Origin of the sequence: Moorena sp. SIO3E8 (assembly GCF_010692445.1) — a bacterium.
Lineage (GTDB): Bacteria > Cyanobacteriota > Cyanobacteriia > Cyanobacteriales > Coleofasciculaceae > Moorena > Moorena bouillonii.
Window position 1 is genome coordinate 1 of the sequence record NZ_JAAHHM010000169.1, and the last position, 11,536, is coordinate 11,536.

The following is an 11,536-nucleotide window of genomic DNA, read 5'->3' on the forward strand; positions in this document are numbered from 1 at the left end:
GCGATCTGTTATAGGAAGGGCTGGGGGAGTGGGGAGGGTGGGGAGGTGGGGAGAGGGGGAGATGGGGGGAGGGGGAGTGGGGGGGGGTGGGGAGATGGGGAGATGGGGAGATGGGGAGATGGGGAGATGGGGAGATGGGGAGATGGGGAGTTTCTCGGTAATTTTTGCCTATTGCCTATTGCCTATTGCCTTTCCTTAAGGGAGTATGTTCAAAATAACCCTTAACCCTTCATCCTTGATAATTCCTTGTGACAAAGAGTATTACTAATCTCCCAATTAAAGCTGGTATAGTTGGTACTGGGTTTGCGGCTAAGCTACGAGCTCAGACATTGCAAACGGATTCGCGATCGCATTTAGTGGCTGTCTGTGGTCATACCCCTGCCAAAACCCAAGAGTTTGCTGAAACCCACGGCACTACAGTGGTGGATTCCTGGCAGCAATTGGTAGAACACCCGGAGCTTGATCTAGTATTTATTAGCACGATTAATCGGGATCATGGCAAAATTGCCCGTGCTGCCCTTAATGCCGGGAAACATGTTGTCACTGAATATCCCCTTTCCCTTGACCCCAAAGATGCCGAATCCCTGATTACCCTTGCCAACGCTAAGGGCAAGCTCCTCCATGTAGAACATATTGAGCTTTTAGGGGGCTTGCATCAAGCCTTGCGCCAATCCTTGCCCAAAATTGGTCAACCGGTTTATGCCCGTTACGTAACTATTGCCCCCAAACACCCTGCACCCCGCAGCTGGACATACAATCTGGAACTATTTGGCTTTCCCTTCATTGGTGCTCTTTCTCGCATTCACCGCTTTACAGACTTGTTTGGTGAAGTCGCTTCTGTGTATTGTCAATCCCAGTTTTGGGATGCTGGTGATCAGTACTTTACTGCCTGTCTATGTAATGCCCAACTGCGCTTTACTAGTGGTCTAATCGCAGATATTACTTATGGTAAAGGGGAAATGTTCTGGCAGAGGTTACGGAATTTTGAAGTCCATGGAGACCAAGGCACACTGCTGTTTGAGGGAGACCAAGGTAATCTGATTAAGGCAGAGGAAAGCAAACCAATTGAAGTAGCAGGGCGACGGGGTTTGTTTCTTAAAGATACCGCTATGGTAATTGACCATCTAGTTAAAGGAACACCCCTGTATGTCTCCCCAGTAGCTAGTTGTTATACTCTCAAGGTGGCAGATGCATTACGTGAATCGGCAGCTACAGGTAATGCGATCGCGTAGCGTGGCCTACGGCCAATCGCTTTATTTTAGTGGTAAGCATTCAGCATTCAGCTATCAGCTATCAGCTTTGGGCCTGTGACCACGCTACTTGAGGTGCTTATGGGTGATTGGGAACACTATTTGAGGTGCTTTTGAATCAAGTAAGCTGACGGCACCTCAAGTAGCGTGAGCTTTTAGCTGACGGCTGACGGCTGTTCGCGCAGCGTGCGCCTAGCGCATATGCTTACATTATGCAACACCTTTATTTTCAAGATAAAGATCCTGATCAGACCATAATCTTTCATTACGTTTTATAACCCTCTCGAGGAGGTCATGCTTTGGGCTGTATTTGTTATCTGGATAGCTTGCCAACCCAATAAATCGTTTTCCTTTATTACTTAGACCATTGACTCCCCATTCAGTGAGAATCAGTTCATGGTTCAGATCAAGTTCACTAAGATGCTGAATAAGCTTGTCAATATCGTATCGGTAAGTTGTAAATTTAACTTCAAAATGTGTTTTTTCTGAATCGTTATATCTCCAGAGAAGAATGTCCTTTTCACCTTCTATAGATTTCTTCCATTGGTAGCCATCAATAACAATCGATTCCGGTAACCAGTCCACTACTAGTGAGTTTTTTACATCAATCCAATCGGTAGATTTAGAACTATACAAAAAAGGGGTATGGTCAATAACAATGAAACCTTCTTGATTTAAGTGACTTTTAGCATTTTTTAACGCTTCAAGTCTATCTCTGTCGGTTTTTAAGTGCTTTAATACGGATAACGCGAAAACTATTAAGTCATATTTTTTGTTCATTTTAAATGAACACATATCTGTATTAATAAACTCAATTTTGGCGTTGTTAACGTTATTTAATTTAAAATATTTTTCTCCTTTATCTATCAGTTCATCACTTAAATCAATACCAGTAATTTCTTTCGCTTCTTTCATAAAGATTGGGAACAACCGACCCATTCCGCAACCTAGCTCTAATATAGATTGTGGCTTCACTATTTCAATTAAGTCCTCATAGAGAGAAAAATCCATTTTGAATGAATTCATTATCTCATCATAGAAATAGGCAGATTTATTATATTCTGATTTGCTTAAACTCATGTGGTTTATTGTCTAACTGGTATTGTGCATCACCAAAGATCGTCCATACAGCTGTCCGTTGCTACACCCGATGGATGCAGAGGACAGAGCCGATATAGACTTTTGGCGGGGAGCATCCCATTTTTGCGCATAACACTTTCAATTATGCTTTGAAACCCTAGTATTCTCGTTAGTTTGAGCAATAGATTTGCCAAAATGGGATGCTCCCTTTTGGCGTAAAGTAAATAGCGATCGCACTCAGGCACTTTGGGTATCAAATCACCGACCGTCTGATCGGGTGATTGATCAAGTCGAGGCTCAGCCTGAAGCTGGGGGGTATAAAGCTGAGCGCTTTAGATTTTCCTAAAAATCTTAGGCTTCATCTAGCGTTACATAATTCAGCTTTTTTTACCTCACCTACTTACTTTACCAGTATTTATTACCACAAAATTGACAACGACGTTGTATAAATTTCCTAAAGTATATAAAACTTAACAAATATTTTAAACTTCATTACAAAATCAGATATGCCCTTGGCATACCATGATATGTTCTGTAAGATACATCGAGTCAGGGTTCCTATGGGCTGATTGGACACGCAGCTTTCCCGCTCTCGAACTACCTAATGGTTAAGTTAGACAAGGAGGACACTTTGGATTTGCATTCTACTCAACCCCACAATGATCATGCTTGTGAAGGCATTAGCGATTATGTCGCCGAGCTTCAGTTTCACATGGCACTCCACGCCCGCAAATTAGTTCCTAACCTCACTAAAGCAGCAGATAGTAGAGAGCAACTATTGCAGCAAACCCAAGCTAATTTTGAAAAACTGGTCTCCCGACAATCCCGTTCACAGTGATAAAGCCTTAGCTCGATTTGCAGCAATCAAAGATTCTGTATACTGTAGCGCCTCTTGCCAAACCTGATAACCAAGAGGCGTTAAGTGTATGCCATCGGTTGTCAAGTTGTGCTGCATCTGACCTTTACTATCAGTAAACAACTTGTGAAGATTGAGATAGGCTGCTCCTTCTTGTTGAGCAATCTGAGCAATTTGTTGATTAAGATTACGAATGCGCTGATTAGAAATAGCAGTAGCTCGTGTCGGTAAAATCGATTGGATAATCAGTTGAGCTTGTGGGTGATTTTGCCGCAATTGACGAGTAATCTGGCGCAGGTTGTTGAGAATAACTTGATCGGTTTTCCCCTGACGCAAATCATTGATACCTGCCATCACATAAATTGTATCAGGACGAGTCTGGGAAAATGCCGATAATCGACTCAAAATTTGACTGGTATTCTCACCAGAAATGCCTTGATTGAGCCACAGTTGATAGTTAGGTAATCCCTGTGCGGGTAACCACAAACTTAGGGAATCTCCCACTACCATAGACAGACGATTGTTACCCTGTCCGTAGGCAACAGCTCTGGCTTCCTGTGCCAGGAGTTGTTTCCACTGCTGATAGGTAGGTTTTGTGAGAGGGACTCCTTTGTGATTTAATCCCTTTGCCCAAAACGATGAAAAACTATGAGCAGGTAAGCGAGTATAAAGTTTGCCAGCTCTGAGGGCAGCTAATCGTTGGTAATACAGTTCCGTTCCCGACTTTGGTGAAGGAGTAGTCGGTTGATAGTTGGGTAAACGTTGCCGATACTTTACAGCAAGTTTCGCCCCCCTAACCCCCCAACTTTGGGGGGTTCTTGAGTTAAAGTCCCCCAGAATTGGGGGATTTAGGGGGCTTGCAGCTAAAGGTAGTGAGGTCAATTCATCTGAAAACGGCTGTAACAATTTAGCAGCGCTACGTTTCTGCCATTGACTACTAAATTGAGGAGAGGAGGTTTCGACAGTGGTTTCTACAGTAGGAACAATCTTGTGACTAACCCCAGCCTGCAATGCTTTATTAGCTGTTGACACTAACAGGCTTGAGAGGCTATCTGAGGGATTGGCAGGTAGGGGTGGTGGTGGGGGAGCAGACATTCCTCCTCCAGTGAGTAGACTTGTTGTTAACAGATATAGATTGCTCATAATGTGCCCACTTTCTTCTCTATACTCTTTTCACATCAAGCAATCGAGGAAATCCGGACAACTTCACAGCCCTTGTAACGGTACTTAAACAAGTATGGGAAAAAAAATTATAGTGTACCTTAGACCTCTCCAAAAAACAAGTTTATGATCAAATAAGAGGATATTAAATAATCTTATGGGCCTCATGAACCATGAGCTACACTTGGGATTAAATCCAAAAAAATCATAAACAAACCAAACGATTGCTAGGAATCAACTATAACTAACTATCTCAACTTATAGAACAAGCTAAGTTATTACATCGTCAACATCAAGAAAAAATTTACAATCAAAAAGTCCGGCTAATCCTGGGGGAGGTGCTTCACAAAAATTATCAATTGAACCTGAGGGGGTGACAACCCAGCTACAAGCCTTATGGCTTTAAAATTAAAGCAACTTGTGGTAAAAAAAGAACGGTCTCTCTCGATTGTTAACAAGACCGCTATGTGATCAAATGTTACCTCAATTTTACCAGACTCATCTTCAAAGTCGATTAAACGCCACTAAATTTCTAACCCTTCAAGTGGTATAAGTAGAAATTATGAATTACTCAATTGACATTCGTCCGGTGATACCTGATGATGTACCTATTCTATTCGAGCTAATCATGGCTCTGGCTGACCATGAAAAGCTCTCCCACAAGGTCACTGGCACATGCGAACAACTTCATAAAAGTTTGTTTAGTTCTCATCCTGAGGCCGAGGCAATCCTTGCTTGTGCAGATGGTGTACCGACTGGATTCGCTCTTTACTTCTTCAATTTCTCTATTTATTTGATGAAACCCGGTCTATATTTAGAAGCTCTGTTTGTTCTACCTAACTATCGTCGTCAGGGTGTAGGAAGTAAAATTTTTGGCTATTTGGCAAAGATGGCACTTGATAAAGGCTGTGGGCGATTTGAGTGGAGTGTGCTCAATTGTAATGAAAGTGCGATCGCATTCTACAAACAGCAAGGTGCAACCTTTCTCAACGACTGGCGGACTTGTCGCCTTGCTGGTGATGCCTTAGCGGCATTCTCTTCAACTTAAATAGGTTTTTTTCAAGTTTTAAGCTTTTTCCATTTTACAGTTAATTAAACCTACCTACTTAGGACAATCAATATGCTATCCCTTGCTCACGAATTTTATTTTTCCGAAGAAATCTTTGCCTTAGAAAAGAAGCGTTGTAAATTTAATGATATTTTTTTAGGACACAGTAGCTTTGTCAACGAATCTCAGAACTATTATGTGTTGCCACACACTAAGGACACAAAGGTTCTCATCCATGATGGAGAGAACATTCAGGTTCTGCCAAACATTTGTAAACATCGTTATGCAACCCTGCTCAAAGACAAGGGACATTGTCGCAGCATTGTGTGTCCAGTGCATTCCTGGTCATATGATCTCAATGGGAAGATGTTGAGTTCGGCTAATATAGAATGCGATCATGCCCTACACTCTCTAGAAAAGGAATCCATCGATAGTTATGATGGTTTTGTGTTTCCTAAAAACGAGTCTGCCTTGAAAGGTGCTCTAGAAACTTCTAAAGCATTTGCAAATATTAACTTCGAGAAGCTAAGGTTCTATGCCCATGATCGCTTCTTCGTTAAGGTAAATTGGAAAAGCTATATGGATACCTTTCTAGATAATTACCACTTAGAAGCATATCATCCTAACTTTAAAACCTTTCTAGATTCAAGATGTATTGAATCGATTTTCCGAGATGATTTTAGTGTTCAAGCGATACATCTTAGAGAAAAAATCCAAATAAAAACCTCTGCTCTGGGAGACTATATAGGTTGCTATAACAAATATGTTGGTAAATTTCCAGAAGACTATGGTGCTGTCTGGCTTTGTATTTATCCTAATATTATTATTGAAATTTCTCAGTGCTTTGCCCTAGTTGCCGTTGTTATACCAGAAAGCATCGACACATGCTCAATTCACGAATATCGTCTGGTAGAAGAGCAGTTTTCTCAACATCAAGACTTTCTAAATGCATTTGACCAGTATATGTACGAAATAGAATATGAAGACCATGATCTGATGACCAAGATCCATCAGGGAAGGAAAGCAATTTACCAACAAGGTCAGCAACACTGTGGTCCTTATCATCCTACTAAAGAAGCAGGTCAACAGCAGTTTCATGATTACATCCGTAGGATGATTCCTGTAAGCCTAGATGGAAATATATTAGGCGGTTTGGGAGCATCTAAAAAGACTGTCTCTCCCACAATGGATGTGGTAAAACCGTCGTGAAAATGAGATCCAATTTATTGGTCTTCGCAGAAGTTGTTGGGGAAAGGATAAAGGAACGCTATAGCGAATATCAATCCAATACTCATATTCCACAACAACTGATGGAAATCTGATTCAAAAATCTCAATCTCTAAAATAACAGTAGAAAATGGACTCTCAAATGATTGCATCGAAATTTGACACAGATGTACGGAAAACTCATCGCTTAACTCAAGAACAGCTCACTCAATATCACGAAGATGGATATGTTATCGTCCGTGGGTTATTTGATTCAGAGGAGGTTAGCTTAATCCGGGAAGTTTGCGATAACGATCCCAATTTTGCCAATTCTCTCAGGACTGTCATCAACCAAAAGGGTGAACCCTGGCATGCTGCTGTTTGGAATGGTTTAAATGATAGTCTGGTTAGCGTAGTGACTCGATTAACTCGGATTGTCGATACTGCGGAACTTATATTAGGTGAGGAGTGCTATCATTGGCACTCAAAAATTGTTCAAAAGCTGCCATATGATGATACTGTCATAAATTGGCATCAAGGTTACACCTATTGGTATGGTGACGGCTGTCTTTTTCCCAACATTGTAACTTGTACAGTGGCTATCACTGAAAATACTAAAGCCCATGGTTGCTTGCAAGTCATCAAAAAGTCCCATTTAATGGGTCGTATTAAACCTGTGTTGCGAGGTAATGGAGATGTCTGCGATCCAAAGCGTATGGAAAAAGTGATAGAAAGGCTAGAAGTTGTTGATTGCGAAATGGCACCTGGCGATGCTGTATTCTTTCATGCAAACACGATACATGGTTCTCAAGGAAATCACACAGATGATACTCGTATCCTAATGCATTGCCACTATAACGCTGTCTCAAACCAACCTGTTGAGGAAAAAGGTCAAAAATCCCACCCCTACATCCTTCTAGATAAACTTCCTGATTCTGCGATTAAGAATGGACTTTACAAATCGGGATTTGAGGATCAGACTGGCGATTGGAATTGGTATACATCTGACTTTGGAGCTAACTCACAATAATTTCTTCTTGTACTAGAGTTACAGCGACTAATCTTGATTGATAAAACATGAACCTATAAATTTAGCAGCAAAAATATGAAGCTTACTTTGCTTGCTTTAAATTATTAAATAGTCCTGCCTATCAATACTCTTTTCGTCTAGAGCCTAGAGACTGCATGATAATACAAAACTTCCGAGTGCTTCATGGAAGAAAAGCTTTCGATCGCTCTTAGCGGAAGCTGAGGCCTTTGGCCACGCTTCGCGAACGCTTCATCGCGTAGCGTGACCAAAGGTCAATCCTAATTCAGGTGCAAGGGAATTGAATGTATCCTAAGTAGTCGGACATATATAAACCAATACAGTTCAGTTAAGGATTTTTTACTGTATCTATGAGGTATAGAAGTCCTATGCTTACGTTATCACTCTGAGGAGTTTTAGCCTTATCTGAACCGTATTGATATATAAACAGCTCTATGTTAACAAATGTAAAAATAGAGAGAATTACTGTGCTGCTTAGGTTTCTGGTGTGTTTACAAAAAATTACACAGATACCAAAACTTTTGTCCGACTACTTATCTCCCTTGGAGTTATTTTATTGGGCGAGAAAACTTTAAGCTCTTTAAAAGTTTATATCTCAAGGAGATTTAAAGAGCTAATTATAGAAGAATTTAACAAACAAAGTTATATTTTTATAACCTATTAAAAGAGTTGGCTTTTCCGTCGCTTTTCGTGTATGCAGTTGAATTTTTCGCTATTTATCTTTAGAAAAATGAGAATTATTACATTTACCTATTCGTTCCTAAATTTAGGATCTCGCTGCTAATATCTTAAGTTTAAAACTGTTGTCGCGATTGCCTAAAATATTGTTCATGCTTGAAGAGAAGTCGATAGGGAGCAGGTCAAAGTTGCCGAACATTTGTACTATGTACCATGAGAGCAAGCTTAAACCCATGAGGGGGCTATAGATAATGTACAAATATTCTGCATAAGTGACATGCTCCCCCTATTACCTATTACCCATTACCTATTACCCATTACCTATTACCCATTACCCAGATAAGCGTACAAATGTTCTGCATAAGTGACATGCTCCCAAGTCGATATCTGTTATTATTGATCAGTGTTGAGAATTAAAAAATAAATATCTATATTAACTAACAATAGTGCAGTTATGGCCAAAGTTATTATTATTGGTGCAGGTGGAGTGGGTAATGTTGTTACTCAAAAATGCGCCCAGTTGCAAGATGTTTTCTTGGAGATTCTCCTAGCAAATCGGACTAAATAAAAATGCGATCACATTGCCGCTACTATTGCCCATCCCTCATTACAAACAGCCCAAGTCGATGCAGATAACGTTGCAGAAATAGTGGCACTCATTAAGGATTTTCAGCCTGACATAGTTATCAACGTAGCTCTACCGTATCAAGACTTACCGATTATGGATGCGTGCTTAGAAACAGGAGTAAATTATCTCGATACTGCTAACTACGAACCTCCTGATGAAGCCAAATTTGAGTATAAATGGCAGTGGGATTACCACGAAAGATATAAACAAGCTGGGATTATGGCTGTGCTTGGATGCGGATTCGATCCTGGAGTAACAGGGGTATTTACAGCCTATGCCCTAAAGCACCACTTTGATGAGATTCACTATCTAGATATTGTAGATTGTAATGCCGGAGATCACGGTCATCCTTTCGCTACTCATTTTAATCCGGAGATTAATATCAGAGAGATTACCCAAAAAGGAAAATACTATGAAAACTCCAATTGGGTAGAGGTTGAGCCGTTCTCAGTGCATCGGTCAATCAATTATCCAGAGATTGGCCAGAGGGAGTCATACCTGTTGTATCATGAAGAGCTTGAGTCTCTAGTGAAGCACATTCCCACCATTAAACGGGCTCGCTTTTGGATGACTTTCAGTGAAAGTTATCTGACACACCTGCAAGTTCTCCAGAATGTAGGATTAACTAGTATTGAACCAATTGAGTATGAAGGGCATCAAATCGTCCCCTTGCAATTCCTCAAAGCTGTTCTACCTGCACCATCTTCACTAGGTGAGAACTATGAAGGTCAAACATCTATTGGCTGCCATATTCGAGGAATAAAAGACGGAAAACCAAAAACCTACTATATCTACAATAACTGTGACCATGCAAAAGCTTATCAAGAAGTAGGGGCACAAGCTGTTGCTTATACAACAGGAGTACCTGCAATGGGGTGCATCTCAGTTTTGCAATTAGGCAAAAATTCGGGAGAAAATTCCCACACTCCCCACACTCCCCACACTCCCCACACTCCCCACACTCCCCACACTCCCCACACTCCCCACACTTCTGAGACTTGCGATCTTTTTTACAAATATGAGATGCACCCCCTGCAATGCTTGGTGCAATGCTAGTCTTAACTGGCGAATGGCAAGGTGAGGGAGTCTTTAATGTGGAACAACTTGACCCTGACCCTTTTTTGGCAAAGCTGGGAACCTATGGTTTACCTTGGCATGAGTCAATTAACAACTCAGAAGAATTTGGGGATTAACAAGCAAGATGATTGATTATTCCCAAATCCCATCCCCCTGCTATGTGCTTGAGTCCGAAAAGCTGATTGAGAATCTTGAGTTAATTGACTCGGTTCAGAAAAAAGCAGGAATTACGATCATTCTTGCCTTGAAGGGGTTTGCGATGTTCAGTGCCTTTCCCATTGTGAAACAATACTTACAAGGTACTACTGCTAGCTCTCTGTTTGAAGCAAGGCTAGGGCGAGAAGAGTTTGGTAAAGAGCTCCACCTTTACTTGCTTGCCTACCAGGAAAAAGAATTTCCAGAACTGATTCAAGGGGCAACACATATCTCGTTTAACTCCCTAAGCCAATGGGAGCGATTTAAAGAAAAAACTCTCTTGACCCAAGTATCACCGGGTCTGCGCATTAATCCAGAGTATTCTCCGGTGGAACCGGAGATCTATAATCCCTCGTCTCCCTTATCTCGTCTAGGAATACGCGCTGAAAAATTAGGTGATAAGTTACCGGAGGGCATTGAAGGGTTACATTGCCACAACTTATGTGAAAGCGACTCACAGGCTTTAGCACGTACTTTAGAGCAGATTGAAACCCTGTTTGGGCATCACCTTCCCCAGATCAAGTGGCTTAATTTAGGGGGAGGACATCTGATCACCTCTAAAAGCTATGATATCGAACACCTAATCGAAGTTTTGACCCGTTTTAAATCCCGTTATCCTCACTTGCATATTTATCTGGAGCCTGGATCGGCAGTGGCATGGGAAACTGGGGTACTCCGAGCAACAGTTCTTGATCTGATTGAAACTTCAAACCTGATTATTGCCATGCTTGACGTCTCATTTACCGCTCATATGCCTGATTGTTTGGAGATGCCTTATAAACCTCGCATTCGAGGTGCAAGAGATCCGCAACAGCAAGAGCCTAGATACCGGATGGGGGGTCTTACCTGCCTTGCAGGAGACTTTATGGGCATGGGAGATTACTACTTTGAAACGCCTTTGCAGATTGGTGACACAATTGTTTTTGAAGATATGATTCACTATACGATGGTGAAGACTTCTATGTTTAATGGCATCAAACATCCAGCAATTGGCATTGTCCGCACTGATGGTACTTTTAACTTGGTTAGAGAATTTTGCTACGAAGATTATAAGAGTCGATTATCTTAGGCAAATTGCCATGGGAACTAACCCAAATCATGGGTTATACTAAATCCGCTTTTGAAAGTATCACTAGGTATAAATTATCTATCCAATTTTTTGACTTGTGGCAAACTTGTGTAGGGTGCATCTCAGTTTTGCAAAAATACCAAAATCATGATATCATGATATTATTAATGATAAATAGTTTCTAATAATTACTAAAACTCATGAACTTGAGTCCGGAAGAAAAGCAAGAGCTAAAAGAAC

General features: G+C 41.1%; 12 protein-coding genes and 2 pseudogenes. 12 read left to right on the forward strand and 2 right to left on the reverse strand.

Annotated features, from left to right (window positions below):
* A partial coding sequence (locus F6K46_RS34425) for a hypothetical protein (protein WP_293117845.1) occupies positions 1–199 on the forward strand: 199 nt, incomplete at its 5' end.
* A gap of 49 nt (positions 200–248) precedes the next feature.
* Complete coding sequence (locus F6K46_RS34430; RefSeq protein WP_293057975.1) at positions 249–1,232, forward strand: Gfo/Idh/MocA family oxidoreductase; 984 nt, start codon at positions 249–251, stop codon at positions 1,230–1,232.
* Between the two features lie 228 nt (positions 1,233–1,460).
* Here the strand turns inward: F6K46_RS34430 and F6K46_RS34435 are convergent, their stop codons facing one another.
* A complete protein-coding gene (locus F6K46_RS34435) occupies positions 1,461–2,330 on the reverse strand; it encodes a class I SAM-dependent methyltransferase (protein WP_293057972.1) in 870 nt (289 codons plus the stop codon).
* A gap of 187 nt (positions 2,331–2,517) precedes the next feature.
* On the opposite strand from F6K46_RS34435, the gene F6K46_RS34440 reads away from it, so the two are divergent.
* The gene (locus tag F6K46_RS34440; protein ID WP_293057969.1) at positions 2,518–2,676 is read left to right on the forward strand and encodes a hypothetical protein; all 159 of its coding nucleotides are present in this window, start codon (positions 2,518–2,520) and stop codon (positions 2,674–2,676) included.
* Positions 2,677–2,934: 258 nt separating this feature from the next.
* Positions 2,935–3,168, forward strand: a complete 234-nt coding sequence (locus F6K46_RS34445) for a hypothetical protein (protein ID WP_293023456.1) — start codon at positions 2,935–2,937, stop codon at positions 3,166–3,168.
* Here the strand turns inward: F6K46_RS34445 and F6K46_RS34450 are convergent.
* Entirely contained in the window at positions 3,160–4,329 is a 1,170-nt protein-coding gene (locus tag F6K46_RS34450; protein ID WP_293057966.1) for a GDSL-type esterase/lipase family protein, read from the reverse strand. The two genes, F6K46_RS34445 and F6K46_RS34450, sit on opposite strands and share 9 nt — an antisense overlap.
* A 580-nt stretch (positions 4,330–4,909) precedes the next feature.
* Here F6K46_RS34450 and F6K46_RS34455 point away from each other — a divergent pair.
* The 8 genes and pseudogenes from F6K46_RS34455 to nspC all read left to right on the forward strand — a co-directional run bounded on the left by F6K46_RS34455 (position 4,910) and on the right by nspC (position 11,296).
* On the forward strand, positions 4,910–5,395 hold the full coding sequence (locus tag F6K46_RS34455) for a GNAT family N-acetyltransferase (protein WP_293057963.1): 486 nt from the start codon (positions 4,910–4,912) through the stop codon (positions 5,393–5,395).
* A 72-nt stretch (positions 5,396–5,467) separates the two neighbouring features.
* The gene (locus tag F6K46_RS34460) at positions 5,468–6,604 is read left to right on the forward strand and encodes an SRPBCC family protein (RefSeq protein WP_293057960.1); all 1,137 of its coding nucleotides are present in this window, start codon (positions 5,468–5,470) and stop codon (positions 6,602–6,604) included.
* Positions 6,605–6,752: 148 nt separating this feature from the next.
* Positions 6,753–7,631 (forward strand): phytanoyl-CoA dioxygenase family protein, encoded by an 879-nt coding sequence (locus F6K46_RS34465; protein ID WP_293057957.1) that lies wholly within the window; start codon positions 6,753–6,755, stop codon positions 7,629–7,631.
* An 80-nt stretch (positions 7,632–7,711) separates the two neighbouring features.
* Positions 7,712–7,843 (forward strand): annotated as a pseudogene (locus tag F6K46_RS34470) (TauD/TfdA family dioxygenase); the annotation flags it as partial.
* A 938-nt stretch (positions 7,844–8,781) separates the two neighbouring features.
* Positions 8,782–9,171 (forward strand): annotated as a pseudogene (locus F6K46_RS34475) (saccharopine dehydrogenase NADP-binding domain-containing protein); the annotation flags it as partial.
* Between the two features lie 3 nt (positions 9,172–9,174).
* A complete protein-coding gene (locus F6K46_RS34480; RefSeq protein ID WP_293058118.1) occupies positions 9,175–10,011 on the forward strand; it encodes a saccharopine dehydrogenase C-terminal domain-containing protein in 837 nt (278 codons plus the stop codon).
* Positions 9,993–10,148 (forward strand): hypothetical protein, encoded by a 156-nt coding sequence (locus F6K46_RS34485; RefSeq protein ID WP_293057954.1) that lies wholly within the window; start codon positions 9,993–9,995, stop codon positions 10,146–10,148. Before F6K46_RS34480 ends, F6K46_RS34485 begins: the two co-directional genes overlap by 19 nt.
* An 8-nt stretch (positions 10,149–10,156) precedes the next feature.
* Positions 10,157–11,296, forward strand: coding sequence for a carboxynorspermidine decarboxylase (gene nspC / locus F6K46_RS34490; RefSeq protein WP_293057894.1), 1,140 nt, complete (start codon positions 10,157–10,159; stop codon positions 11,294–11,296).
* Positions 11,297–11,536 lie beyond the last annotated feature (240 nt).

Bases quoted from the DNA above. Each gene is read 5' to 3' on its own strand.
- F6K46_RS34450 (WP_293057966.1), bottom strand. From the start codon at position 4,329: ATGAGCAATCTATATCTGTTAACAACAAGTCTACTCACTGGAGGAGGA.
- F6K46_RS34485 (WP_293057954.1), top strand. From the start codon at position 9,993: ATGCTTGGTGCAATGCTAGTCTTAACTGGCGAATGGCAAGGTGAGGGA.
- F6K46_RS34435 (WP_293057972.1), bottom strand. From the start codon at position 2,330: ATGAGTTTAAGCAAATCAGAATATAATAAATCTGCCTATTTCTATGAT.
- F6K46_RS34445 (WP_293023456.1), top strand. From the start codon at position 2,935: ATGGTTAAGTTAGACAAGGAGGACACTTTGGATTTGCATTCTACTCAA.
- F6K46_RS34480 (WP_293058118.1), top strand. From the start codon at position 9,175: ATGGCTGTGCTTGGATGCGGATTCGATCCTGGAGTAACAGGGGTATTT.
- F6K46_RS34455 (WP_293057963.1), top strand. From the start codon at position 4,910: ATGAATTACTCAATTGACATTCGTCCGGTGATACCTGATGATGTACCT.
- F6K46_RS34460 (WP_293057960.1), top strand. From the start codon at position 5,468: ATGCTATCCCTTGCTCACGAATTTTATTTTTCCGAAGAAATCTTTGCC.
- F6K46_RS34465 (WP_293057957.1), top strand. From the start codon at position 6,753: ATGGACTCTCAAATGATTGCATCGAAATTTGACACAGATGTACGGAAA.
- nspC (WP_293057894.1), top strand. From the start codon at position 10,157: ATGATTGATTATTCCCAAATCCCATCCCCCTGCTATGTGCTTGAGTCC.